Raw genomic sequence first — 24050 nt, 5'->3', positions numbered from 1 at the left:
CAGTCACCCGCACGGTTCGTCAACTACCGGAGGGCTGGATGAGCATCGGCTTGACGTCGAGCTCCTTGTCCAGCATCTGGTACCGCTGCATCAGCTGGACGACGCGCTGCAGGCGCGTCGCGTCGAGCGTCGTCGGGAACGCGCCGAAGTGGACAAGACCTGCGGTTTCCTTGTCGACCTTGGCGTACTCGACGAGCAGCGGCTCGACCGTGGGACGGTCGGTCGCAGCGGCCTGGCCCTTGGCCATCGCGCGCTGGAAGGCGGCGACGGTCTTGGGGTTCTCCTTCGCGAAGGCACCAGTGGTGGCGTAGCCCGCGATCGGGATGTTGTCGGTCGGGCCGGACGCCGCGTCCAGCACCTTGATCTGACCGGCGGCGCGCTGCGCGCGGGTGATGAACGGCTCGACCATGAAGGCCGCGTCAACGGTCTTGTTCTGGACCGCCGCCTGCATGTCCGGGAACGGCATCTCCTTGAACTTGACCGTGCTCACGTCCACGTTCGCGGCCTCGAGCGTGGCCTTCGCGGTGAGTTCCGCGATGTTCTTGAACGTGTTGATCGCGATGGTCTTGCCCGCGAGGTCCGCCGGGCTCTTGATGGCGGAGTCCCCGGCCGCCAAGATCAGGAACATGTCGGGTTTCGCCTGGTAGCCGTCGGAGATGAGCTTGATTCCGTCGACCGCCTTGGCGGCGTCCTTCGACTGGGCGGCGAAGAACGAGACCCAGTTGCCGAACGTGAAGTCCAGCTCCTTGCTGACCAGGCCGGGGATGGCCGCGGCGCCACCCTGGATGACCTTCAGGTCGACTTCGAGGCCTTCGGCCTTGAAGAAGCCCTGCTTGATCGCCACGTGAACGGACGCCACGTCGAGAATCGGCAGAACCCCGAGGGTGATCTTGGCCTTCTCGACCGGACCGCTGCTGCTCGCAGCATCGGACGCGGGCGCCTGCTCTTTGCCGCCCAGAGCGCTACAGCTCGCCACCGTGGCGAGCAGCGTGGCGAGGGCGATGCCACGGATAGCGATGCGGCGGACTCTTCGAGTCATCGGGAGCACTCTCCTGTCGGAGCGGTGTCGTCGTTGCGGGGAAAGGCCGCGCCGGTCAACCACTCAGAGTAATGATGCTGCTCCAAAAGACCCCAGTTGACCGACACGAGCAGGTTCCAGTCCACTACCTGCGGTGAGCATCTAAGCACAGCAGGTCTAGGGCTAGGAGAACCCCAAGTGAAGCGTCCCGTGACCGTCATCGGCGCAGGGCCGGCCGGTCTGACCTTGGCAAACTTGATCCAGCAGTCAGGTATCGACTGCGTTGTGCTCGAAAAAGCTAGTCGCACCCATGTGGAAACCCGGCCACGGGCGGGAGTCCTGGAGCACCGCTCCGTGACCATGTTGGAGTCACTCGGTCTGGCAGATCGTTTGCTGATGGAAGCAGACCGTCACGGAACGTGTGAATTCCGCGTCAACGGCCAGTCCTTCCAGGTGTCCTACAGCGACCTGTATGGGGGACGCGAACACTACGTCTACCCGCAGCAGGAAGTGGTCAAGGACCTCATCGGGGGATTTCTGGCGCGAGGAGGTGACATCCGGTTCGAGGTCAGCGACGTCGAGCTGGGAGACCTGACGTCGTCGTCCCCCGCAGTGGCCTTCACCAGCGCGGACGGCACCAGGGAAACCATCACGAGCGACTTCGTGGCGGGGTGCGACGGCTTCCACGGCGTGAGCCGCCCGTCCATTCCTGTGGGAGCGCTCTCAGAATTTACCCACCAGCACGGGATCGAGTGGCTCGCCATTCTCGCGGAAGCCCCTCCGTCGACTAAAGCCATCATTTATGCATTGCACGAAGATGGATTCGCCGGTCACATGTTGCGGTCGCCGTCGGTGTCCCGCTTCTACCTTCAGGTGCCGGTCGGAACCAAAGCCTCGGATTGGTCCGATGAACAGGTCTGGGAAGCACTCCACAAACGCTTCGCACTGCACAACTCGACCTGGGCGCTGACCGAGGGAAAGATCATCGAGAAGCGCGTGCTGGACATGCGCAGCCACGTGGTCGAGCCGATGTCCTACGGCCGGCTGTACCTGTTGGGTGACGCAGCACACATCATCACCCCGGTCGGCGCCAAGGGCATGAACCTCGCCATGAACGACGCCGCAACGTTCGGACGTGCACTTATCGACTTCTACGCCACCGGATCCGAGACCGGGCTCAAGACCTACTCGGAGGACTGCCTGCGCCGGGTCTGGAGGGCCCAGGAGTTCTCGCAGTGGATGGTGAACATGATCCACACCGATGTGAGCTCTCCCTTCTTCGGACGGTTGGCCCAGGCGAGGCTGGAGCACCTGGCCGAGTCCCCCGCCTACCGCGCGACCTTCGCGGAGAACTACGTAGGTCCATGAGGGTGAAAAGTCGACCCTCTGGGGTGAATTCCCGTGTCCCCTAACGAGTGAGTGCAACCCCCTAGGGATCTCGCAGGGTCACGGTTTGGGGCCAACTCCCGATGCCGGGGGATGTCGTTCATCCATACGGTTCATCACGACATCCCCCGATCCACCTACAGGAGCTTGAGTTTCCATGGGCACCCAGACGCTGCACGACTTCACTCTCAACCTGCTCGGCGACCTGGACGCCCGCGAGGCGTTCCAGCTCGACCCGGAAGGCGCCCTGGAGGCGGCCGGCCTGGGTGACATCTCCCCGGTCGACGTGCAGGAGATCCTGCCCCTGGTGCTCGACAGCGCGTCCGTCGTGAAGATCGACGCCGTCGACAAGGTCCTGGTCGAGGCCGGTGACCTCACCGCCGTTGACAGCCTCAAGCTCATCACCGGCAACATCGAGGGCGTCACGCACATCACCGACGTCGCGGGCGTCTCCGGCGTCACCGCGCTGGTCACGGACTTCGGCGGCCTGGGCGACATCACCAAGACGCTGGACGTCGCGAACGCCAACGAGATCGTCGCGGACGTCACCGACAACTCGGTCGTCTCCAAGGTCACCGACGTGGTGGACGTCAAGAACGTGACCGACGTGTCCCACGTGGTCGGCGACCTCGACACCGACGTGCTCGTCAAGGACGTCGTGGACTCCGACGTGCTGGTCAAGGACGTGCTGGGCGCGACGGACATCGACGTCAAGGACGTCCTCGACGTGACCGACAACCTCTCCGGTGACATCACCGGCGACGTCACCGGCAACATCGTCCAGGACGTCGCTCAGGTGGGCGACGTGCACACCGACCTCGGCCAGGTCATCGGTGACGTGAAGCTCGGCGACATCGACGTGCTCGACGGCGGCATCGGCAACGGCGACATCGACCTGCACCTCTGAAACGAGCTCTGGTCGGCTCCAGGGGACCTCGATCGGACGCTCTGAGCCCTGCCCCCGGGCGATGGGCGGCCGTCTCCCCACAACAGTGCTGACAGCCTCCAGTCAGCACTGAGAAACGCACTGAGGGCCCCGACCGCGACGGTCGGGGCCCTCAGTGCTTTTTACGTTCCTGTAAAGCTTTCAGACTTCTGTCAGCTGGAGACGGTCTCGCTCAGGGATTCGCGCTCCGCCGCCGCCCACTTGTCGACGTCCATCGCGGGCTTGCCACCGACGTTCAGCAGCCGGGCCACCTTCGACCGCAGCTCCACGAACGTCTCGTCGGTGCGCGTGGTGACCTGGTCGCGGTCCGCCGGCAGCGGCACCTCCAGGTTCGCCACCAGCCGCGCGGGCGACGTGGACAGCACCAGGATGCGGTCACCCAGGTACACCGACTCGTCGATGTCGTGCGTGACGACGAGAACGGTCGTGTCGTGTTCGCGGCGGACGCGGAGCAACAGGTCCTCCAGTTCGAACCGGGTCTGCGCGTCCACGGAGGCGAACGGCTCGTCCATCAACAGCAACGCCGGCCGGTAGGCCAGGGCGCGGGCGATCGCCACCCGCTGTTGCATGCCACCGGAGAGCTGCCACGGGCGCTTCTTGGCCGCGCCGGACAGTCCCACCCACTCCAGCGCCTCGGCCGCGCGCTTGCGGCGTTCGGCTCGGGGGAGCTTGCGGAGCGGGAACTCGACGTTGCCCTGCACCGTGAGCCACGGGAACAGGGAGCGCGAGTAGTCCTGGAACACCACCGCGAGGTGGGAGCCGTTCAGGGTGACGTCGCCGCGGGAGGGCTTGATCAGCCCCGAGATGGTGCGCAGCAAGGTGGACTTGCCGCAGCCGGACGGTCCGACCACGCAGACCAGCTCGCCGGCCTTCACCGTGAACGTGAGGCCACCGATGGCCTCGTAGTCGCCGTAGGTGTGGCCCAGGTCGGCCACCTCAAGCATGTTGCTCATCCCTGCTCCTCGGTTGCCATGCCAAAGCCCTGCGTTCCACCGCCAGCAACACGGTGTTGAGTCCGTAGCCCAGGACGCCCAGCAGGACGATCCCGGCCCACATGCGCGTGTAGTCGAACTCGCGCTGTGCCGTCATGAGTTGCGAACCGATGCCGTTGTCCGTGCCCACGAGCTCGGAGATGACCATCAGCACCAGGGAGAGCGACAACGACACCCGCAGGCCCGCGAAGATCTTCGGGGAGGCCGCGGGCAGAACGACTCCGAGCACCCACTGGTAGCGCGGGATCCGGAAGACGGCCGAAGTGTCCACTTTGGTCACGTCGACGGAACGGGCCCCGTCGACGCTGTTGAGCAGCACCGGCCAGATGACGCCGAAGATGATCGTGGCGAGCTGCATCGACGTGCCCGCCTTGAACAGCAGCAGGAACACCGGCACCAGCGCGGGCGGCGGGATCGAGCGCAGGAACACGAGCAACGGGCCCGCGTACTCCATCGCCCGGTCCGACCGGCCGAGCATCAGGCCGAGCGCGACGCCGATGACCGACGCGATCGCCCAGCCCGACAGCAGCCTGCCGATCGACGGCAGGATGTGCTCCGTGACGTTCTCCGGTTCGAGCACCCACCACTCCCACGCGGCCGTCACGATCTCGGACGGCGGCGGGAAGAACGGGTCGTCGGCCCACACGCCGAAGACCTGCCACACCACGATCAGGCCGGCGAACACGGTCCACCGTTGAAGGAACTTGTTCACCAGGCCACCCAACGCCGGCGGATGCGCTCCAGACCGCTGTTCAGCAGGACGCCGATGACGCCCGCGACCACGGTGCCGACCAGCACCTGGTCCATCCGGCCCGGTCCGCTGCGGGCCTCCATGATGAAGTAGCCGAGTCCGATCTGAGCGCCCGCCATGAGTTCCACGCTGACCATGACGATCAGAGCGGTGGTCGCGGCGAGCCTGATTCCGGTGAGGACGAACGGCAACGCGCTCGGCAGCGCGACGCGGAACAGCACGCCCACCCGGCCGGTGCCGAACACCCTGGACGTCTCGACGAGCAGCGGGTCGAGTTCGTCGAGCGCGTAGATGGTGTTGAACAAGATCGGCCACAGCGCGGCGTAGACCGCGAGCGTGATCTTCGTTTCCGGGCCGAAGCCCAGCACCACGAGGGCGAGCGGAATCAGTGCCACAGAAGGGATCGGGCGCAGGAACTCGATCACGGCGCGGGTCGCGTGCCGGACGGCGGGGACGCTGCCGAGAACGAGTCCACTCGGCACCGCGATGGCGATGGCGATCCCGATCGCGATCAGCACCGCCAAAACCGTTGCCACGACGTGACTGATGAATTCGGGAGAGGTCAATTGCGTCACGAGCTCACCGATCACTGCGGACGGTGGCGGGAGCGCGTGAGCGGGGATGAGGGGAGAGCGCCCCAGAAGTTCCCAGAGCGCGAGGAACCCGGCTATGCCGATGAGTCCCCTTGTGAACGCACGCACTCGGTCACCCTAGAGAGTGGATCTCCAGTTCACAATGCGTGCTCGGGCAACTGCGCGTTGTTCCCCCACAACGCGGCGGTTCAGCAGACTTCCACGCGCTCCACTTCGCCGAAGCTCTTCACCCATTCGGAGTCCGTCAGCCGAGCGCCGTCCTGCGCGTGGCACATGCGGTCGATGATCCGGGTGGTGTCGAGGTCGTACGGCAGCAGCTCCGGGTCCTGCCCGCCGCTGCGCACCAGGAAGTCGCGGTTCTGCGGCCGGTAGACCGCGCGCATCGAGTTGCCGTGCCCGACCACGTACACGAGCCGGTCCGCCGGGCGGTCGGTCGTGTAGAGCTGCTGGACCTCGAAGACGTTGTCGCGCACGACCGCCACCCGGCCGTCGTCGGAGAACGACACACGTGCTCCCGCGCGCAACGCCGTGTCGAGCCGGGCACGCAGCACGGGCGTGCCGCTCGGCACCCGTTGCCACACCTCGACGACCGACTCCGGCGCCGAGTGCTCGACGGCGAGCCAGCGGCCGTCCCCGCTGTAGGTGATGCCGCGGACGTAGACGTGCTGCGACAGCACGGGGCCCGCCGGCTCGACGGTGCCGCCGATGCGCCAGAACTCGATCGTCGTGGTACCGGTGGCCGGGTCCCAGGTGCCCGTCGCGAGCTCGCGGCCGTCGTTGCTCAGCGCCACGGTCTCCGGGTTGCGCACCGGCATCGGCAGCTTGCGGGGGTTGCGCGGGTCGCTCAGGTCGTAGAGCTCGGCGTGCTCGGACTCGTCCGGCGTCGGCAGCCCGATCTCGACGGCCTCGCCGACCTTGCCGACGAGGCGCGAGCCGTCCGGGCTGAGGTCGAGCGTGCGGAACCGCCGGGGCAGCGCGGTGAGGTAGCCGATGTCGCCCGCGTCGTTGACGGCCCACAGGTGCTCGTCACCGTTGAAGTCGCGCGTGACGGCACGGCGTTCGGCGAGCTTCACGACCCGGTGGCGGTCGGCGAACCGCTTGCCCGGCGTCGCCCTGTCCTCGTCGATCGACCACATCCGGTCGGTGCCGTCCTGGTCGGTCACGGCGGCCATGTCGCCGCGCGGGCCGACCACGACGTCCGCGTCGTCCTTGGGCGTGCCGGTGAACGGGATGCCGCGCGCGACGGCGTTCGCGAGCCGCAGCACCTTCTCGGCCTCCGCCGACGGGCTGACCTCGTAGCCGACGAGCGCGTACTTGTCCGCGTACGGGCGGCGTTGCTCCAGCAGCGCCTCCGACTGCGACAGCGCCTTGCCGCCGAGCGCGGTCGCGTTCATCTCGGTGATCTTGCGTTCGTTCGCGAGCGCGTAGACGACGGTGCCGGGCACCAGTGCGAGCAGCACGGCCATCACCGCGATCAACGCCGTGGAGCGGCGCGTCTCGCGTTTGGTGCTCATCTCGACGAACCGGCGTTCGCCCGCGGTCAGGAACTCGCCGAGTTCCTTGGCCTTGCGCAGCCGCACGCCCCGGTAGAGCGCCAGCGGGTCGCGCTCGCTCGCCTCCCAGAGCTCGATGGCGGTGACGAGTTGCTGGTGGGTCTTGAGGTTCTCGCGTTCCTCGTCGACCCACCCGGCGAGGCGCTGCCAGCGCAGCGCGGTGTCGTGGGTGAGCTCGGCGCCGTCCTCGGTGAGGGTGACGAGCCTGGCCTTCGCGAGCCGGTCGAGCAGGTCCGCGTCCAGGTCGGGTCTGCGGGTGCCTCGCTGCGCGAGTCCGTTGCGCTGCACGGAAACCAGCCTCAGCAGCAGCTGGCGGACGGCACGCCGGTCGGCCTCGTCGAGGCCCTCGTAGAACGTCTCGGCGGCCCGCGCCACGACGTGTTCGACGCCGCCGGACTCCTCGAAGCCCGCGAACGACAGCGTCATGCCGCGCTTGCGCCGCCACGTCTCGACGAGCGCCTGCTGCACCAGCGCCAGCGCGTGCTGGTTCGCGGCGTCGGCGACCAGGTGCGCGATGACGGCGGTCTCGACGGTGGCGCCGATCTTGGCGGCGGGTTCGGTGATGGCGCGGCGCACCTGGTCCGCGCTCATGGGTTCGATGACGACCTCGGCCGCGTCGAGGCCCCTGGCCCGCCAGCGCTGCTGGTGGTCGGCGCGGATCGCGAGCACGACGTGGGGGCAGCCGGTGACGGCGGCGAGGAAGGCTTCGTCGTGGAGCGCGCGTTCGGCGTCGTCGACGAGCAGGACGAGCCCGGGGCGGTGCTGGCGCAGCCGCAGCCGCAGGTGGTCGGGGTCCGCGCGGAACTCCTCGGCGAGGCCGTCCGCGGTGGTGTTCTCGAAGACCTGGGTGAGCGCCTCGGCGAGGTCGTGCAGCGGGTCCTCGCCGGGTGTGATCACCACGGCGTCGTCGAGCGCGGGCACCAGACCCGCGCGCAGCAGGGACGTGCGGCCCGAGCCCGAGGCGCCGAGGACGACGGTGAGGGGCTTGAGCTTGACCGATTCGACGACCTGCTCGACGAGGCACTCACGGCCGAAGAACCGCTTCTCGTCGTGCTCGGTGAACGGCTCGGCGCCGGGATACGGAGCGTTGGGCTGCGGCGGCTGTGCGTGTTCGGCGGCGAGCTCGCGCCAGCGCCGGGTCCACGGCGTGGCGTCGGCCTCGCAGGCGCGCACGAACGCGAGTGTCAGGGCGAGCGAGGGCAGCTTCCGCCCACCGGCCGCGTCGGACAGCGCGGTCGGCGAGTAGTTCGCCCGCCGCGCCAGCTCCCGATAGCTCGGTTTGCCTGCCTGGTCCCGCAGTCTGCGCAGGTCACCGGCGAACCGCAGCAGCGCGGTGTCCTCCGGACCCAGCGGTCGTTCCCCTCGTGGCATGCCGCCTCCTGGCCGGATTGTCCACCAGAGGTTCGCCCGCCGTCTAACGGGCCGCTAATCGCTCACCACCCGGACCTGCGCTTCGTGATCGTTCCACCTGCCTGGTCCAGGGCGTTCAGCCCGGGCACGGCGGCGTGAAGTCGAGTCCGCCGAAGAACCGGTCCCACTCGGCGCGGGTCATCCGCGGGTAGGCCTGCTCGCAGATGCGGGTGGCGGGGTCGCGCGGGTCGGCGTTCCACAGCCGCACGGCCCGGTCCGCACCGCCCGTCACGACCTCGTCGCCGCGGGGCGTCAGGCCGACCGCGGTGACCGGCCCGGTGTGGCCGCGCAGCAGTGCCTGCTCGACCGGTTCGCCGCCGTCCACTCCCCAGAGCCGCACGAGGCCGTCGTCGGTGGCGACCGCGACCCGGCCCGCGCCCAGCCACGCCGCGGTGACCTCGCCGCCGCCGGACGGGATCTCGGCGCGGCGCACCGGGTTGCGCGGATCGGTCGTGTCCCACAGGTGCACGGCCGCGCCCGCCGCGGTCATCAGCTCGTGCTGCCCCGCGAACTGGGCGCTGCCGGCGAACTCCCTGGTCAGCGCCAGGAGCTTGACATCGCTCTGGTCGGTGACGTCGACCAAGTGCACGGCGCGGCCGGTGGTGACGGCGGCGAGGACCTGGCCGTCGGCGCGGAACGACAGGCCGGCGAGTGGCCCGAGGCCGAGCTGGGCCGTGCCGGCGAGGCGGGCGCGGCCGAGGCGCAGGTCGGTCCAGAAGCTCAGCGCGCCGTCGTCGCCGGTCGTGACGAGGGTCGTGCCCTGCCAGGCGAGCGCCTCGGCGCGGACGGGCAGCACGGTCAGCTCGCGCGGTCTGCCCAGCGACACGTCGACGACGTGGACGGAGCCGTCCTCACCCGCGGACGCCACGAACCCGCCCGCCGGGTCCATCGCGAGCGCCGTGACCGCGCCGGTGTGCCTGGTCGCGTCCAGCGAGGTGCGCGGGGACGGCAGGTCGTTCAACGTCGTCAGCACGACCGTGCCGTCCTGGTGCCCGGTGACGACCTGCTGCTGGGTGGGGCCGACGACGAGCGCGGTGACCGCGGTCTGGGCTTCTCTGAGCACCTGCGACGGCACGTCCTCCTGCCTGAGCCCGTTGCGCGCCTGGGGCAGCGGCACGAGCCGGTACGCGGCGAGGGCGACCTGCTGCGCCAGTGCGGGGTTGGTGGACCTGAGGGCGTTCGCCTCCCCCACGGCTCTCAGCACGACGGCGGTGGCGCGTTGCTCGTCGGCGGTCCTGCCGGCCTGCAGGGCGAACGCGGTCGAACCGGCGGCGACGACCACGAGGGCCGCCAGCGCGGCGAGCAACTGGCGGTGCCGGCGGGTGCGTCTTCGCGCGCTCACCGACACCTCTTCCTCCGCCGCCCGGCTCGCGGCGAGGAAGGCGCGTTCACCGGCGTTGAGGGACAGTCCGTCCGGGACGTTCGCGAGGCGACGTCCTCTCAGCAACGCCCCGGCGTCGCGGTCGAGCGACTCCCAGGTGCGGGTGGCGTGCGTGATCTCGCGCTGTGCCTTGATGTTCTCGCGTTCCTGCTCGACCCAGCCCTGGAACTCGGGCCAGCCGCGGATCAGCGCCTCGTGCGCGAGTTCCACGCCGTCGCGGTCGATCACGACGAGCCGGGCCGCCGCGAGGGCGAGCAGCACGTCGTCATCCGCTTCGAGTTCGTCGTGCCGCGCCCGGCGCTTGGTGTCCTCGGCGGTGACGAGCCGCAGCAGGATCCGCCTGGCCTGCTCCCGTCCCCGCGGGGAGAGCGCGTCGTAGGCCTCCTGGGCGGTGCGGGCGACGGCGTGGTCGAGACCGCCGATCTCCTCGTAGCCCGCGAGCGTCAGCGTCATGCCGCGCCGGTGCTGCCAGGTCTGCGCGAGGGCGTGCGACAGCAGCGGGAGCACGGCCGCCTGGCCCACCGCGTCGGCCATGAGCCTTGCCAGCAGGGCGGTTTCGACCTTGGCGCCGACGGCCGCGGCGGGTTCGGTGATGGCGAGGCGCAGCTCGTCCGGGGTCATCGAGCCGAGCAGGAGGTGCGCGCCCTTCAAGGCCTCGACAAGGTCGGGGTACCGCGCGCAGTGGCCGTAGAAGTCGGCGCGCACACCGATGACGACCTTGGCACAGTGCAGGAGTGCGGTGATCAGCCACTGCCGGAGCTCTTCGTCGTGGCACAGCGTGAACAGCTCCTCGAACTGGTCCACGACCACGAGGTGCGGGTGGTGTTCGTTGAGCCGCAACGGATCTTTCAGGTCGTCGGCGAGGTCGGCGGCTTCCAGGCCGGTGAGCCGGGCGAGCGCGAGCGCGCACTCCTCCACCGGGTTGGCGCCAGGGGTGAGGAGCAGGACCGGTTCTCGCGTGCGGGCGATCAACCCGGCCCGCAGCAACGACGACTTCCCCACCCCGGACGGCCCGAACACGCCCGTGAACCGGTTGCCCGTGGCGAGCAGCTCGGCCGTCGCCCGCTCGCGCCCGAAGAACTTCGGCGCGTCACCGGGCTGGAACACGGCGAGCCCGACGTACGGACTGTCGTTCGCCGCATGGGGTTCCGACTCGACGACGGCGCGCCACCGCCGTGCCCACTCCTCCGGGTCGGCGTCGCAGGCCTTCGCGTACGCCTTCGTCACCGCGAGGCTCGGCAGCTTCCGCCCGCCCGCCGCCTCCGACAACGCCGCCGCCGAGTAGTGCGCCCGCCGGGACAGCTCCCGGTAGGTGGGGCTGCCCGCGCGCTCCCGCAGCCGGCGCAGGTCCGCCGCGAACCGCAGGAGACCGCTCTCGCCCTCGTCGAGAGGGCGTTCCCGTCTCGGCATCCCGTCATTGTTCAGAGAACTTTGTTCATCGGCCAAGAGATGACCGTGAACAACCCGTTCGCCCTAACGTCGTGGGCAGACGCTGTCTGGACGGGGAAGACCCGGTGCTCGCGCCCCGAACCGGCGCCGGAGGTGGCCGTGGGTGGCCCGCGCACGCGCCACCCACGGCTCACGACCTCAGCACACGGGCACGCGGGCGATCCCCGGGAAGTACTTCTCCCACTCCTTGTCGGACAGTTCCGCGCCACCGAGGCAGAGGTCCCGGGCGACCTGCTCGGGGTCGAGGCGCAGCTGCCAGACGGTGGTGTTCGCCGTCATCGCCGCGAATCCCCGTTCCCAGAAGAAGACCGCCGTGACGTCCGCGGTGAAGTTGTCGAACGCCGCGAGCTTCCTGGGGGCGCCGGGCTGCCCCAGGTCCCAGACGTCCACGGTCCTCGCCGTGCCGAGCGCGACCCGGCTGCCGTCCGGCGAGAACTGGATCAACGGGTTCATCGTGTTGGCGAACTGCTGCGGAAGATCCGCCCGGCGCACCGGGTTCGCCGGATCGGAGACGTCCCACACGGAGGCCGAAGCACTGGTGGGCGTGACCATCAGCAGCAGACGGCCGTCCGGGCTGAACCTCGGCCCCGCCGTGGCGACGCGGGACTCGAACCCTCCCACGAGGTGCAGCCCGGTGCCGTCGAACCGCCAGAGCTGCACACCCGCGCCGTTGCCCCGTTCGACCGCGAGCACGTCGCCGTTCGGGGAGAACCGCACGGAGAAGGCCCACCCGTCACCGGGCGGCGCGATCTCCCGGACGGCGCCGGAGCCGTCCTGCACCCAGACCTTCGGTCTCGCCTCCTCGCCCTCGCCCACCAGACCGGCGACGACGCCGACACCGTTCCTGGTGGCGACCGCGGTGCCGCGGTGCGCCGGGAGGTCGGCGAGCCGGGTCACCTCGCCGGTGGGGGCGATGTCGTACAGACCGAACCTGGTGCCGGTCTCGGGGACCACCGCGCGACGGTTGTCGTCGCTGATCGCGATCGGGACGTTCGGCAGCGAGCCGACGAGCCTGTCCGTCTCGACGTCCCAGAGCACCGGGGAGGACGACCCGTGGTCGTCGGCCAGGAAGAGCGTGCCGCCGTCGGCCTTGGCGGTGATCCGGCGGTTGCCGGGCTGGAAGTGCCGCTGGTACAGCGCGGCGTCGGTGCCGAGCAGCAGATCGCGGCTGGCGTCGCTGGGCGCGACCCGGTGCACGGCGAGGGCGAGGCGCACGGCCTGTCCGTTGTCCGACGGCAGCCTGGCGAGCCAGCGCGCCTCGGCGGCGGCGTTGCCCGCGATGGCGAGGTCGCGCTGGTCCTGCGCCTCGTTCGCCTTGCGCATCGCGAACACGACCGTGCCGGCCAGCAGCAGCACCAGGACCGCGAGGACCGCGGTGAACGCACGGGCTCGTCTCGTTCTGCGACGGCCTTCGGCCTGGCTCGCGGCGAGGAACTCCCGTTCGTCGCCGGTCAGGTCCTGCGGGCTGAGTTCGGCGGCCTGGGCGAGCCGTGCGCCCTGGTAGAGGGCGTCGGGGTCGCCGTCCCAGGTCCTGGCCGCCTCGGTCAGGCGGTGGTGCACGCGCAGGGTCTCGCGGTCCTCGGCGATCCAGTCGCGCAGCCTCGGCCACGAGCGGATGAGCGCCTCGTGGGTGAGTTCGGCGTGCTGCTCGGTGAGGGTGACCAGGCGTGCGGTGGCGAGGCGTTCCAGCACGTCGGCGTCCAGGTCCTCGCGGTTCGCGCGCCGTTTGGTGTCCTCTGTGCCTTCGCCCAGTGCTATCAGACGCAGGAACGTCTTTCTGGCCGTGTGCTGCTGCTCTGCCGTGAGTTGCCCGTAGACGGTCTCCGCCGTGCGGGCGATGGCGTGGTCGACGCCGCCCGCTTCCTCGTAGCCGACGAGCGTGAGCGTCATGCCGCGGCGGCGGTGCCAGGTCTCGACGAGGGCGTGCTGCACGAGCGGGAGGGCGGCCGGCTGGCCCGCCACGTCCGCGACGAGTCTCGTGACCAGGGCGGACTCGACCGTGGCACCGACGTGCCGGGCGGGCTCGACGATGGCGCGGCGGAGTTCCTCGGTCGTGAGCGGTCCTACCAGGACCTGCGCGTCTTCGAGGGCCTCGACCAGTGCCGGGTGGCGGCCGACGTGACCGTAGAAGTCGGCGCGGACGCCGATGACCACGTGCCGGGCCTGGGTGAGGGCGTCGATGAACCAGTCGCGTTGCTCGGGGCTCGCCAGCGTGAAGACCTCCTCGAACTGGTCGACGACCAGGACGAGGTGTGCGTCGTGCTGCTGGACGATGAGGGTGAGCGCCCTGGGGTCGTCGAGTTCGGCGCGCAGGGTCACGGCGGAGTGGCCGGTGAGCTGGGCCAGCCGGACCGCGCACTCGTCCTGCGGCTGCGGGCCCGGCGTGAAGATCAGCGCTCGGTCGAGGTTCGGGAGCAGGCCCGCCCGCAGGAGCGACGACTTGCCGGACCCGCTCGCGCCGAAGACACCGACGAACGGGCGGGTGGTGACGAGTTCGGTGAGCTTCGCGGTGAGCTTCTCGCGGCCGTGGAACCTGGCCGCGTCCTCCTGCTGGAACGCCTTGAGGCCGACGTACGGCGCCTGCGCGGTCGGTTCCGGCGGGGCGGCGATGGCGCGCCACCGCTGTTCCCACTCCTGCTCGTCGCCTCCGCAGGCCTTCGCGTAGGCGAGCGTGACCGCGAGGCTCGGCAGCTTCTTGCCCCCGGCGGCGTCCGACAGCGTCGCGGCCGAGTAATGCGCGCGTGAAGCGAGCGCTCGATAGGACGGTGTGCCCGCCTTCTCGCGCAGTTTCCTCAGGTCTCCCGCGAACCGGCCGAGTTCGGTGTCCTCGCCGGTCAACGGACTTTCAGCACGTGGCATGTCGGTCTCCCCCAGAGACCGATTGTCTACACGTTGTTGTTCAAAGCGCACTGCCGACCCCTTACAACGTCGTCGCCGTAGCGTTTCCGTCGCAAGGTGAACGGGGGTTCACCGCAGACCGCCCCTCCGGCTCTGGGGGCCGGAGGGGCGAGCGGGGGTTCAGATTCTGATCACATGCCGACGAGCTTGTACAGCCCGCCGACCTCCTGGCGGTTCAGCACCCGCATGGAGCCGGGACGCTGGTTGCCGAGCGACACGTCACCGACCGCGACCCGCACCAGCGACTGCACCGGGTACCCGGCCGTCTCCATGAGGCGGCGGACGATGTGCTTGCGGCCCTCGTGCAGCACGATCTCGACCAGCGCCTTGCCCGGCACCGCGCTGATGAGCTTGAAGGAGTCGACCTTGACCGGCCCGTCCTCCAGTTCGATGCCCGCCTTGAGCTTCTTGTTGAGGCCCTTCTCGACCGGCCCCGGCACCTCGGCGAGGTACGTCTTCTTGACGTTGTAGCTCGGGTGCATCAACCGGTGCGCGAGCTCACCGTCGTTCGTGAGCAGCAACAGCCCCTCGGTCTCGGCGTCGAGCCGGCCGACGTGGAACAGCCGCTCCTTGCGGTTGCGCACCAGGTCACCCACGCAGGGCCGGCCGAGGTCGTCCTCCATCGTGGACAACATCCCGAACGGCTTGTTGAGCGCGATCGTCACGACGTCCTCGCGGATCTGCACCCGCACCCCGTCGACGTGCACGACGGCCGTCTCGGGGTCGATCCGCCGCCCCTGCTCCCGCACGACCTTGCCGTCGACCTGCACACGCCCTTGGTCGATCAGCTCCTCCGAAGCACGGCGCGAGGCGATCCCCGCCTGCGCGAGCACCTTCTGCAGGCGCACGCCCTCGTTCTCAGACATCGTCGATCGCATCCACTTCGGGCAGGAGCGGAGCGATCGGCGGCAGATCCCTCAGCGAGGACAGCCCCAACCGCTCCAGGAACAGTTCGGTCGTGCGGTACAGGATCCCACCAGTGTCGCTGTCGGTGCCCGTCTCCTCGATGAGCCCCCTCGCCACAAGGGTCCGGATCACACCGTCCACGTTGACGCCGCGAACCGCCGCGATCCGCGCCCGCGTGACGGGCTGCCGGTAGGCGATCACCGCGAGCGTCTCCAGGGCAGCGCGGGTGAGTTTCGCGCGCTGACCGTCGAGCAACAGCTTCTCCACGAACGGGGCGAACCGGTCCCGCGTGTAGAACCGCCAGCCGTCCCCCGCCCTGCGCAGATCGATACCGCTGCCGGACTCGGTGTACCGAGCTGAAAGTGTACGGAGTGCCTGCTTGACGCGCTTCACCGGCTGCTCGAGGGCACTGCTGAGCTGGTCCTCGGCGATCGGGCTGTCCACGACGAGCAGCACCGACTCGAGGGCGGCCTCGAAGGTGGCGTCGTCGGTGAGGTCGGGGAGGCCGGAGTCCTCGATGTCCTCTTCGGGGGCGGCGGCGAGCAGCTGGGCCTCGAGGGTGGCGGCGTCCGCTGAGTCTGCGGGGTCGGGCTCCGGCTCTGGTTCCGCGGCGGCTTCGGGTGCGGGCTCGTCCAGCACCACGGCGGCGGGCGCCGCGTCGTCCAGGGCGGCGTCGCCGGGTTCCTCGGTCGGTCGCGGGGCGGCGGGCGCCTCACCCGACGTGTCGGGTTCCTCCAGTTCGACGGCAGCGGGCGCGGCGTCGTCGAGAGCGGCGTCGGGCTCAGCCTCGGCCTGCTCCCCTGCGGCGTCCTGGCCAGCGGCTTCGGGGGCTGCGGGCCGAGTGCCGTCGAAGGCCGGTCCCGGCTGCTCGACCTCTGCCGCGTCCGGTCCCACCAGTGGCTCGCTCATCCGCCGTAGTCCTCATCCTCGTCGCCGGCGTGCACTTGTGCCTGCACCTGCTCCAACGTTCCGCCCACCCACGTCACCTGCAGCGGGCCCAGGGGGTCTTCCTGCTCGAAGGCCAGCGACTTCTCGCGGTACAGCTCCAGCAGCGCCAGGAACCTCGCCACGATCTGCATGGTCTCGGTGCAGTCGGCGACGATCTCCGAGAACGAGGCCGTGCCCTTCTCGATGAGCAGGGCGCGGAGTTCGTCGGCCGTTTCGCGGATCGAGACCCGGTGCTGGTGGATGTGGTCCACCGACAGGGTGCGCTTCTGCTTGGGGCGGAAGGCCGCGGCCGCGATCAGGGCGAACTTGTCCGGGGTCACGCCGAGCATGACCTCGGGCAGCAGGCCCTCGAAGCGGGGTTCCAGGGAGACCGAGCGCGGGTAGCGGCGGAAGGCGCCCTGTTCGAGTTCGGCGAAGAGGGCCGCCACCTGCTTGTAGGCGCGGTACTGGAGCAGGCGGGCGAACAGGAGGTCGCGCGCTTCGAGCAGCGCCAGGTCGTCCTCGTCCTCCACGTCTCCGGTCGGCAGGAGGCGGGCCGCCTTGAGGTCCAGCAGGGTGGCGGCGATGACCAGGAACTCGGTGGTCTCGTCGAGGTCCCACTGGTCGCCCATGCCGCGGATGTGCGCGATGAAGTCGTCGGTGACCTGGTGCAGCGCCACCTCGGTGACGTCCAGGGTGTGCTGCGAGATCAGTTGCAGGAGCAGGTCGAAGGGGCCCTCGAAGTTCGTGAGCCTGACCTTGAACTTGCCATCGTCGGGAGGAGCGACCTCAGCAGCGGGGGCTTCCTCGGTCACTGCTCGCGCAACCTGCGTACCAGCAACGACGCGTCACCGAGCGTCTCCAGGTCGTCCAGCACGATGGCGATCGCCTCGCGGACGACACGTCCCCGGTCGACGCCCAGGCCGTAGGACGCGCGCAGCGCGAGCCGCGCGGTCTCCAGCGCGAGCAGTTCCTCGTCGGACACGTAGACCGTGATCTTCGTGGTGTGCTTGGTGCGGCCGGAGCCACGGCGTTGCTGCGGGGCGTCCTCGGAGGTGGAGACCTCCGGAGCCGGAGCAGCGGTCAGCCTGAACAGCTCCGCCGCCCCCGGCAGTGATGGGCGACGGTTCACCGGGCGATCACCTCGCGGGCCAGCGCGCGGTAGGCGTTGGCGCCGGAGGAACGCGGGGCCCAGCGGGTGATCGGCTCGCCGGCCACCGTGGTCTCGGGGAAGCGCACCGTGCGGTTGATGACCGAGTCGAACACGATGTCGCCGAACGCCTCCACGACGCGGGCCATCACCTCGCGCGAGTGCAGGGTGCGCGGGTCGTACATCGTGGCGAGGATGCCGGTGATGTTGAGCTTGGGGTTCAAGCGTTCCTTGACCTTCTCGATGGTGTCGATGAGCAGCGCCACCCCGCGCAGCGAGAAGAACTCGCACTCCAGCGGGATCAGCACACCGTCCGCGGCCGCGAGGGCGTTCACCGTGAGCAGGCCGAGCGAGGGCTGGCAGTCGACCAGCACGTAGTCGTAGTGGTCGATCACGGGACGAAGGGTGCGCACGAGCGTGTGCTCGCGGCCCACCTCCGACACCAACTGGATCTCGGCCGCCGACAGGTCGATGTTGCTCGGCAACAGGTCCATGTCGTCGACCATGGTCTTGCGGATGACGTCGGGAACGGCGGTGTCGTTCTCCATGATGACGTTGTAGATCGTGGTTTCCAGCTGGTGCGGGTGCACGCCGAGGCCGACCGACAGCGCGCCCTGGGGGTCGAAGTCCACGAGCAGCACGCGGCGCCCGTACTCGGCCAGCGCCGCGCCCAGGTTGATGGTCGTCGTCGTCTTGCCGACGCCGCCCTTCTGGTTGCAGACGGCCAGGATCTTCGCCGGGCCGTGGTGCAGCAACGCCGGCGGGTCGGGAATCGCGCGGCGCTGTCTGCCGGTCGGGCCGATGCCGTCGACCTGCTCGGTGGCGACGTCGTCCACCGGCGCGGCGTGCGGGGCCAGGTTCAGGTCGGCACGGGGCGCGAAAGCGTGCTCCGGTGTCGACATGGCTGGCGTTCCCTCACTGGTCGTAGTCGTCTCTCGGGGCGCAGCCTAGGCCGCACCCGTGCGAGCGGCAACGCGCCTCGCCGGAGTTTGTCAAGACTGAGTTAGACCGCGACATCCGTTCGTGTTCGCCTGTCGACGGCGGAGAGCACGACGTCCAGCAGCCCCGGGAAGAGAAGATCCAGGTCATCACGACGCAGTGAGACCCAGCGCTGGTTGCCCCGGCAGCGTGTTCGTGTGATGCCCGCTTCGCGCAGCACGCGCAGGTGCTGAGAGAGCGTCGACTTCGCCACGTCAACCTCGAAGGCCCCGCACAGTCGTTCGCCGCTCGACTGGATCTGGCGCACCACCGCGAGCCTCGTCGGATCGCTCAGGGCGTGCAGCACAGCGGCAAGATCAATGGCCTGTGGGGACGGCTCGTCCAAGTTCGGCACCCGCCCACCGTACCCGTGGAAGCCTCATGTTCCAGTGGCCCGAGGGTGTGCAGTTGCGTAGACCTCCCTCAAAGTCGTAACGGTTACCAGTGTGTACACCTGAGTGGTCGTAACGGATGCGTGCCCGAGGAGTTCTTGCACCACCCGAACGTCAGCACCCCCTTCGAGCAGATGGGTGGCGAACGAATGTCGCAACGTGTGCGGAGACACCGCGGCACTGATTCCCGCCTCCTCCGCAGCGGTCTTCAACACCGTCCACGCGCTCTGCCGCGACAGCCTTCCGCCGCGCGCGTTCAAGAACAAAGCCGGTGTGCCACGCCCCTTCGCCGCCAACGCGGGACGCGCGCGAACCAGGTACGCGTCCACCGCCGCCAACGCCGGACGCCCCACCGGAACCAGCCTCTGCTTGCCTCCCTTCCCGTCGAGCAGCACGGTGCGCTCGGACGCGTCGATGTCGTCGACGTCGAGCCCCACCACCTCGGAGATCCGGGCTCCCGTCGAGTACAGCAGCTCCAGCAACGCCTTGTCCCTGAGGTTTCCCACAGTGTCGAGGAGGGTGAGAACCTCATTCACCGGCAAGGCCTTCGGCAACCGCTTGGGCGGCGAAGGCGGGTGCACGGCCCGTGCGACGTCATGGGGCACAACGCCTTCACGGTGCGCAAAGCGGTGCAACCCGCGCACGGCCACCAATGTCCGTGCGGCAGAAGAAGCCGCAAGCCCGCTTTCCCGCAGCACGGCGAGAAACTCGCTCACCTGCATCTCGGTCACCGCGCCCAGATCCGTGACACCGAGGGACTCCAGGTGCTCGGTGTAGCGGCGAAGGTCGCGAGTGTACGAATCGAGGGTGTTGCGGGCCGTGCCGCGCTCCACGGCGAGGTGGTCGAGGTAGGTCGCCACCAACTGAGCGATCACGCCAGCCCTTCCAACACGATCTTCCCGTTCCGTGCGTTGACACCCTTGGCCAGCGCGGGATCCGCGCCGACAGCTGTTTCGAAACCCTTGTCCGCCAACGCGATGACGTACGGCAGCGTCACGTTCGTGAGCGCGTACGTCGACGTGTTCGGCACGGCACCGGGCATGTTCGCGACGCAGTAGAACACGGAGTCGTGCACACGGTACGTAGGCGCATCGTGTGTGGTGGGCCGCGTGTCCTCAAAACATCCGCCCTGATCGACGGCGATGTCCACCAACACGGACCCAGAACGCATAGAGGACACCAATGCGTTGCTCACGAGCTTCGGCGCCCGCGCACCGGGCACCAGCACCGCACCGACCACGAGGTCCGCCCAACGGCAGGCCTTCTCGATCTCGTACGCGTTGGACGCGATCGTCTGCAGGTGCCCGCGGTACACGAAGTCGATCTGCCGCAACCGGTTGACGTTGTTGTCCAGCACCACGACCTCGGCCTGCATGCCGACCGCCATCGTGGCCGCGTTCATCCCCGCCACCCCGGCCCCGATCACCGCGACCTTGCCGGCGGCCACCCCGGGCGCACCGCCGAGCAACACCCCGCGCCCACCTTGGGCACGTTCCAGGCAGTGCGCGCCGACCTGCGCCGCCATCCGCCCGGCGATCTCGCTCATCGGCGCCAGCAACGGCAACGAGCCATCCGCGAGCTGCACCGTCTCGTACGCGATGGCCGTGATCCCGGCCGCCGCGATCGCCGCCGTGCACGCCGGCGACGCCGCGAGGTGCAGGTAGGTGAACAGCACCTGGTCACGGCGCATCCGGTGGTACTCGGGCTCGATCGGTTCCTTGACCTTCAGCACCAGGTCCGCGAGCCCCCACACCTCGTCGGCCGTGCCGGCGATCCGCGCCCCCGCCGCGGCGTACTCGTGGTCGGGGAACGACGATCCGGCCCCGGCGTCCCGCTCGATCACGACGGAGTGCCCGCGGCGCACCAGCTCCACCACACCGGCGGGCGTGATGGCCACCCGGTACTCGTGGTTCTTGATCTCCTTTGGGACACCGACCAGCATCGTCGCAGCGTATTCCCGATATCGATCTGCTGCATCGGATAACGTGGCCAGCCGTGTCAGAAGCATTCGGGCCAGAGCACCAGCGCATCGGCAACCAACAGCGCGAAGAGGCGATCACCGCCCTCAACGACCACTTCGCGATGGCGCGGCTCGACATCGGCGAGTACCAGGAACGCGTGAACCGCGCGTCCAACGCGCAGACCTACGTCGAGCTCGCGGAGCTGTTCCGCGACCTGCCGCAGCCCCACCCGCCGTTCCTCGCACCGAACTCGGTGCCGTTCGCCGCCGTGCCCCCGCCCCCGCCGCCCGGCTACGTGCCGCCGCCCACGCAGGCGTACTACCCGCCGCCGACGGGCCCGCAGCAGCAGTACCCGGTTCCGCCGCCGCCGATGGGCTACCCCGGTCCCGGCGCGCCGTACGGCGTCGACCCGTACACGGGCATCCCGTTCTCGGACAAGTCGAAGATCGTCGCGGGCCTGCTGCAGCTGTTCCTGGGCAACCTGGGCATCGGCCGCTTCTACACCGGCCACACCGGCATGGCCGTGGCCCAGCTCCTGACCTGCGGCGGCTGCGGCATCTGGTCGCTGGTCGACGCGATCATCATCCTGGTCAACGGCGGCACGGACGCGGAAGGCCGCAGGCTCCGGGACAGCTAGTGCCGCACTAAACGCCCGCGAGGTTGCGGCCCACGCCCCACACGACCGCGACGACGAGAACGGCGACACCGACCGATCTGGGCACGGATCGCCGTTCGCCCGTCCACCGGTCACGGCTCCACCGCACGAACAGCCACAACACCAGCGGCACACCGAACGCGAGCATCACGGCGTTGAAGTGGAACGCGCTGACGACATCGCCGTGCAGCAGTGCGTGCAGCATGCGCGTGACGCCACACGCGGGGCAGTTCAGGCCCGTCAGCCAGTTGAACGGGCACTTGGGCAGCAGGTTGCCCGGCTGGTTCGGGTCGACGAACAACAACAACGTCGCGCCCGCCGCACCAGCGGCGAGCACGCTGAGGGGCCCCCTCATCCGTGTGAAGGAACCCGTCAGCGTCTGCATGAACCCAACTTACTTCTTGCGCGCGGCGAACCGGGTGGGCCGGTCGCGGAACGGGGCGTCGGCCGGACGCGGCTCGGCCCGTCCCTCCAGCACCTCCCGCGCGGCGAGCAGCCCGGCGACGGCCGAGGAGTTCACGATCTCCCCCGCCAGCACCATCTGCACGGCCTCGCTGATCGGGAAGCGGTGGATCTCCAGGTCCGCCTCCTCCTCGCCCTGCACCTCCCGGTCCACCTCGCTCAGGTCGCGCGCCAGGTAGACGCGCACGACCTCGTCGGTGAACCCGGGCGACGCGGCGGAGTCGACCAGCACGTCCCAGCGCGCCGCGTCGAGCCCGACCTCCTCGGCCAGCTCCCGCCGTGCGCCGACGACCGGCTCCTCGCCGTCGTGGTCGAGCAGCCCGGCCGGCAGTTCCCACAGGTGCCGGCCCAGCGGGTGCCGGTACTGGTGGATCAGCACGACCTGGCCGTCGGCGTCCACGGCCACGACCGCGACGGCGCCCATGTGCTCGACGACCTCGCGCTTGGCCGTGCCGCCGCCGGGCATCTCGACGTCGTCGACCCGCAGCGCGACCACACGGCCGACGTGCAGGTCCTCGCTGGAGACCGTCCGGAAGTCGTGGCGCGTCACTGGGATGCGCCCGCCGTCAAAGGGAGGCGGTCAGCCACCCGGTAGTCGATCGCGGCCTTCACGAACGCCGCGAACAGCGGGTGCGGCTTCGTCGGGCGCGACTTGAGCTCCGGGTGCGCCTGCGTGCCCGCGTAGAACGGGTGCACGTCGGCCGGCAGCTCCACGAACTCGACCAGGCGGCCGTCCGGCGACGTGCCGGAGAACACCAGGCCGGCGTCGGCGAGCTTGCCCCGGTACGCGTTGTTGACCTCGTAGCGGTGGCGGTGCCGCTCGGACACCTCGGTCGAGCCGTACGCCGAGGCGACGACCGAACCGGGCGTGAGCTTCGCGATGTACGCGCCGAGGCGCATCGTGCCGCCCATGTCCCGCTGACCGGACACGACGTCCTGCTGGTCGGCCATGGTCGAGATGACCGGCGTGCCGCCCTCCTCGAACTCCGAGGAGTTGGCGTCCTCGATGCCCGCGAGGTTCCGCGCCGCCTCGATCACCATGCACTGCAGGCCGAGGCACAGGCCCAGCGTCGGCACGCCGCGGGTGCGCGTGTACTTCAGCGCGCCGAGCTTGCCCTCGATGCCGCGCACCCCGAACCCGCCGGGGATCAGCACGCCGTCCATGCCGGACAACGCCCGCGCCGCGCCTTCCGGCGTCTGGCACTCGTCCGACGGCACCCACTTGATCTCGACCTTGGCGTGGTGCGCGAACCCGCCCGCACGCAGCGCCTCGGTGACCGAGAGGTAGGCGTCGGGCAGGTCGACGTACTTGCCGACGAGCGCGATCTTCACCGTCTCGGACGGGTTGTGCACCCGCTCCAGCAGGTCGCCCCACACCGTCCAGTCGACGTCGCGGAACGGCAGGCCGAGGCGGCGCACGACGTAGGCGTCGAGGCCCTCGGAGTGCAGCACCTTCGGGATGTCGTAGATCGACGGCGCGTCCACCGCGGCGACGACGGCGTCGGTGTCGACGTCGCACATCAGGCCGATCTTGCGCTTGAGCGCGTCCGGGATCTCCCGGTCCGCGCGGCACACGATCGCGTCCGGCTGGATGCCGATGTTGCGCAACGCGGCCACGGAGTGCTGCGTCGGCTTGGTCTTCAGCTCACCCGACGGCGCGAGGTACGGAATCAGGCTGACGTGCAGGAAGAAGACGTTGTCGCGGCCGACGTCGTGGCGGACCTGGCGGGCCGCCTCGAGGAACGGCAGCGACTCGATGTCACCGACCGTGCCGCCGACCTCGGTGATGACGACGTCCGGCGTCACGCCGTCGGCGTCCGGCTCCGCCATCATCCGGATGCGGCGCTTGATCTCGTCGGTGATGTGCGGGATCACCTGGACCGTGTCGCCCAGGTACTCACCGCGCCGCTCCTTGGCGATCACCTCGGAGTACACCTGGCCGGTGGTCACGTTGGCTTCGCCGCTCAGGTCTCGCGCGAGGAACCGCTCGTAGTGGCCGATGTCGAGGTCCGTCTCCGCGCCGTCGTCGGTCACGAAGACCTCGCCGTGCTGGAACGGGTTCATCGTGCCGGGGTCCACGTTGAGGTACGGGTCGAGCTTCTGCATCGTCACCCGCAGGCCGCGCGAGGTGAGCAACTGACCGAGGCTGGAGGCCGTGAGCCCCTTGCCCAGGGAAGACGCGACGCCTCCCGTGACGAAGACGTGCTTGGTCGTACGTGCCTGCTGCACCAACGGGGCTCCC

Annotated in this window: 21 protein-coding genes; 3 read left to right on the top strand and 18 right to left on the bottom strand. The window is 69.6% G+C overall.

Annotation, left to right across the window (positions count from 1 at the left end; all coding sequences use genetic code 11):
• Positions 1–19: 19 nt before the first annotated feature.
• Positions 20–1039 carry an ABC transporter substrate-binding protein gene (locus QSK25_RS34355; protein ID WP_285644519.1) on the bottom strand — a complete coding sequence of 340 codons (1020 nt, stop codon included), beginning with the start codon at positions 1037–1039 and terminating at the stop codon, positions 20–22.
• Positions 1040–1216: 177 nt separating this feature from the next.
• Here QSK25_RS34355 and QSK25_RS34350 point away from each other — a divergent pair, with 177 nt between their 5' ends.
• Both QSK25_RS34350 and QSK25_RS34345 read left to right on the top strand, forming a co-directional pair.
• Entirely contained in the window at positions 1217–2386 is a 1170-nt protein-coding gene (locus QSK25_RS34350) for a 4-hydroxybenzoate 3-monooxygenase (protein WP_285644518.1), read from the top strand.
• A 175-nt stretch (positions 2387–2561) separates the two neighbouring features.
• A complete protein-coding gene (locus QSK25_RS34345; RefSeq protein ID WP_285644517.1) occupies positions 2562–3311 on the top strand; it encodes an IniB N-terminal domain-containing protein in 750 nt (249 codons plus the stop codon).
• A 191-nt stretch (positions 3312–3502) separates the two neighbouring features.
• Here the strand turns inward: QSK25_RS34345 and QSK25_RS34340 are convergent, their stop codons facing one another.
• The 14 genes from QSK25_RS34340 to ald all read right to left on the bottom strand — a co-directional run bounded on the left by QSK25_RS34340 (position 3503) and on the right by ald (position 20672).
• Positions 3503–4303 carry an ABC transporter ATP-binding protein gene (locus tag QSK25_RS34340; RefSeq protein ID WP_285644516.1) on the bottom strand — a complete coding sequence of 267 codons (801 nt, stop codon included), beginning with the start codon at positions 4301–4303 and terminating at the stop codon, positions 3503–3505.
• Positions 4287–5054: an ABC transporter permease gene (locus QSK25_RS34335; RefSeq protein ID WP_285644515.1), complete on the bottom strand. Its 768-nt coding sequence runs from the start codon at positions 5052–5054 to the stop codon at positions 4287–4289. The genes QSK25_RS34340 and QSK25_RS34335 overlap by 17 nt, the downstream gene beginning before the upstream one ends.
• Positions 5051–5629 carry an ABC transporter permease gene (locus tag QSK25_RS34330; protein WP_502881919.1) on the bottom strand — a complete coding sequence of 193 codons (579 nt, stop codon included), beginning with the start codon at positions 5627–5629 and terminating at the stop codon, positions 5051–5053. Before QSK25_RS34330 ends, QSK25_RS34335 begins: the two co-directional genes overlap by 4 nt.
• A gap of 245 nt (positions 5630–5874) precedes the next feature.
• On the bottom strand, positions 5875–8610 hold the full coding sequence (locus tag QSK25_RS34325; protein ID WP_285644513.1) for an nSTAND1 domain-containing NTPase: 2736 nt from the start codon (positions 8608–8610) through the stop codon (positions 5875–5877).
• A gap of 115 nt (positions 8611–8725) precedes the next feature.
• Positions 8726–11440 carry an nSTAND1 domain-containing NTPase gene (locus QSK25_RS34320; protein WP_285644512.1) on the bottom strand — a complete coding sequence of 905 codons (2715 nt, stop codon included), beginning with the start codon at positions 11438–11440 and terminating at the stop codon, positions 8726–8728.
• A 177-nt stretch (positions 11441–11617) separates the two neighbouring features.
• Positions 11618–14338: an nSTAND1 domain-containing NTPase gene (locus tag QSK25_RS34315; protein ID WP_285644511.1), complete on the bottom strand. Its 2721-nt coding sequence runs from the start codon at positions 14336–14338 to the stop codon at positions 11618–11620.
• A 170-nt stretch (positions 14339–14508) separates the two neighbouring features.
• Complete coding sequence (locus QSK25_RS34310; protein ID WP_285644510.1) at positions 14509–15243, bottom strand: pseudouridine synthase; 735 nt, start codon at positions 15241–15243, stop codon at positions 14509–14511.
• Entirely contained in the window at positions 15236–16192 is a 957-nt protein-coding gene (scpB, locus tag QSK25_RS34305; protein WP_285644509.1) for an SMC-Scp complex subunit ScpB, read from the bottom strand. Before scpB ends, QSK25_RS34310 begins: the two co-directional genes overlap by 8 nt.
• Positions 16189–17025, bottom strand: coding sequence for a segregation and condensation protein A (locus QSK25_RS34300; RefSeq protein WP_285644508.1), 837 nt, complete (start codon positions 17023–17025; stop codon positions 16189–16191). Before QSK25_RS34300 ends, scpB begins: the two co-directional genes overlap by 4 nt.
• Positions 17022–17342 (bottom strand): hypothetical protein, encoded by a 321-nt coding sequence (locus QSK25_RS34295; protein ID WP_285644506.1) that lies wholly within the window; start codon positions 17340–17342, stop codon positions 17022–17024. Before QSK25_RS34295 ends, QSK25_RS34300 begins: the two co-directional genes overlap by 4 nt.
• A complete protein-coding gene (locus QSK25_RS34290) occupies positions 17339–18262 on the bottom strand; it encodes a ParA family protein (RefSeq protein ID WP_285644503.1) in 924 nt (307 codons plus the stop codon). Before QSK25_RS34290 ends, QSK25_RS34295 begins: the two co-directional genes overlap by 4 nt.
• A gap of 101 nt (positions 18263–18363) precedes the next feature.
• Positions 18364–18693 (bottom strand): ArsR/SmtB family transcription factor, encoded by a 330-nt coding sequence (locus QSK25_RS34285; RefSeq protein ID WP_285644500.1) that lies wholly within the window; start codon positions 18691–18693, stop codon positions 18364–18366.
• Positions 18694–18717: 24 nt separating this feature from the next.
• Entirely contained in the window at positions 18718–19605 is an 888-nt protein-coding gene (gene xerD, locus QSK25_RS34280; RefSeq protein ID WP_502881918.1) for a site-specific tyrosine recombinase XerD, read from the bottom strand.
• The gene (gene ald, locus QSK25_RS34275) at positions 19602–20672 is read right to left on the bottom strand and encodes an alanine dehydrogenase (RefSeq protein WP_285644499.1); all 1071 of its coding nucleotides are present in this window, start codon (positions 20670–20672) and stop codon (positions 19602–19604) included. Before ald ends, xerD begins: the two co-directional genes overlap by 4 nt.
• Positions 20673–20725: 53 nt before the next feature.
• Here ald and QSK25_RS34270 point away from each other — a divergent pair, with 53 nt between their 5' ends.
• The gene (locus tag QSK25_RS34270; protein ID WP_285644498.1) at positions 20726–21328 is read left to right on the top strand and encodes an NINE protein; all 603 of its coding nucleotides are present in this window, start codon (positions 20726–20728) and stop codon (positions 21326–21328) included.
• A 7-nt stretch (positions 21329–21335) separates the two neighbouring features.
• Here the strand turns inward: QSK25_RS34270 and QSK25_RS34265 are convergent, their stop codons facing one another.
• From QSK25_RS34265 to pyrG, 3 genes are read right to left on the bottom strand one after another with little or no spacing between them, the layout of a single operon-like run.
• Positions 21336–21701: a DUF2752 domain-containing protein gene (locus tag QSK25_RS34265; protein WP_285644497.1), complete on the bottom strand. Its 366-nt coding sequence runs from the start codon at positions 21699–21701 to the stop codon at positions 21336–21338.
• 39 nt (positions 21702–21740) lie between these two features.
• Positions 21741–22358: an NUDIX domain-containing protein gene (locus QSK25_RS34260; protein ID WP_285644496.1), complete on the bottom strand. Its 618-nt coding sequence runs from the start codon at positions 22356–22358 to the stop codon at positions 21741–21743.
• The gene (pyrG, locus tag QSK25_RS34255; protein WP_502881917.1) at positions 22355–24037 is read right to left on the bottom strand and encodes a CTP synthase; all 1683 of its coding nucleotides are present in this window, start codon (positions 24035–24037) and stop codon (positions 22355–22357) included. The genes QSK25_RS34260 and pyrG overlap by 4 nt, the downstream gene beginning before the upstream one ends.
• Between the last annotated feature and the right edge of the window lie 13 nt (positions 24038–24050).

The sequence above is a fragment of the Lentzea sp. NBRC 102530 genome, assembly GCF_030269365.1.
GTDB lineage: Bacteria > Actinomycetota > Actinomycetes > Mycobacteriales > Pseudonocardiaceae > Lentzea.
Note: the sequence above shows the minus strand (reverse complement) of the source record. Positions and strands in the feature narration are given on the sequence as shown.

Bases quoted from the DNA above. Each gene is read 5' to 3' on its own strand.
- QSK25_RS34265 (WP_285644497.1), bottom strand. From the start codon at position 21,701: ATGAGGGGGCCCCTCAGCGTGCTCGCCGCTGGTGCGGCGGGCGCGACG.
- QSK25_RS34345 (WP_285644517.1), top strand. From the start codon at position 2,562: ATGGGCACCCAGACGCTGCACGACTTCACTCTCAACCTGCTCGGCGAC.
- QSK25_RS34320 (WP_285644512.1), bottom strand. From the start codon at position 11,440: ATGCCGAGACGGGAACGCCCTCTCGACGAGGGCGAGAGCGGTCTCCTG.
- QSK25_RS34325 (WP_285644513.1), bottom strand. From the start codon at position 8,610: ATGCCACGAGGGGAACGACCGCTGGGTCCGGAGGACACCGCGCTGCTG.
- QSK25_RS34310 (WP_285644510.1), bottom strand. From the start codon at position 15,243: ATGTCTGAGAACGAGGGCGTGCGCCTGCAGAAGGTGCTCGCGCAGGCG.
- scpB (WP_285644509.1), bottom strand. From the start codon at position 16,192: ATGAGCGAGCCACTGGTGGGACCGGACGCGGCAGAGGTCGAGCAGCCG.
- QSK25_RS34315 (WP_285644511.1), bottom strand. From the start codon at position 14,338: ATGCCACGTGCTGAAAGTCCGTTGACCGGCGAGGACACCGAACTCGGC.
- QSK25_RS34340 (WP_285644516.1), bottom strand. From the start codon at position 4,303: ATGAGCAACATGCTTGAGGTGGCCGACCTGGGCCACACCTACGGCGAC.
- QSK25_RS34355 (WP_285644519.1), bottom strand. From the start codon at position 1,039: ATGACTCGAAGAGTCCGCCGCATCGCTATCCGTGGCATCGCCCTCGCC.
- QSK25_RS34290 (WP_285644503.1), bottom strand. From the start codon at position 18,262: ATGTCGACACCGGAGCACGCTTTCGCGCCCCGTGCCGACCTGAACCTG.
- ald (WP_285644499.1), bottom strand. From the start codon at position 20,672: ATGCTGGTCGGTGTCCCAAAGGAGATCAAGAACCACGAGTACCGGGTG.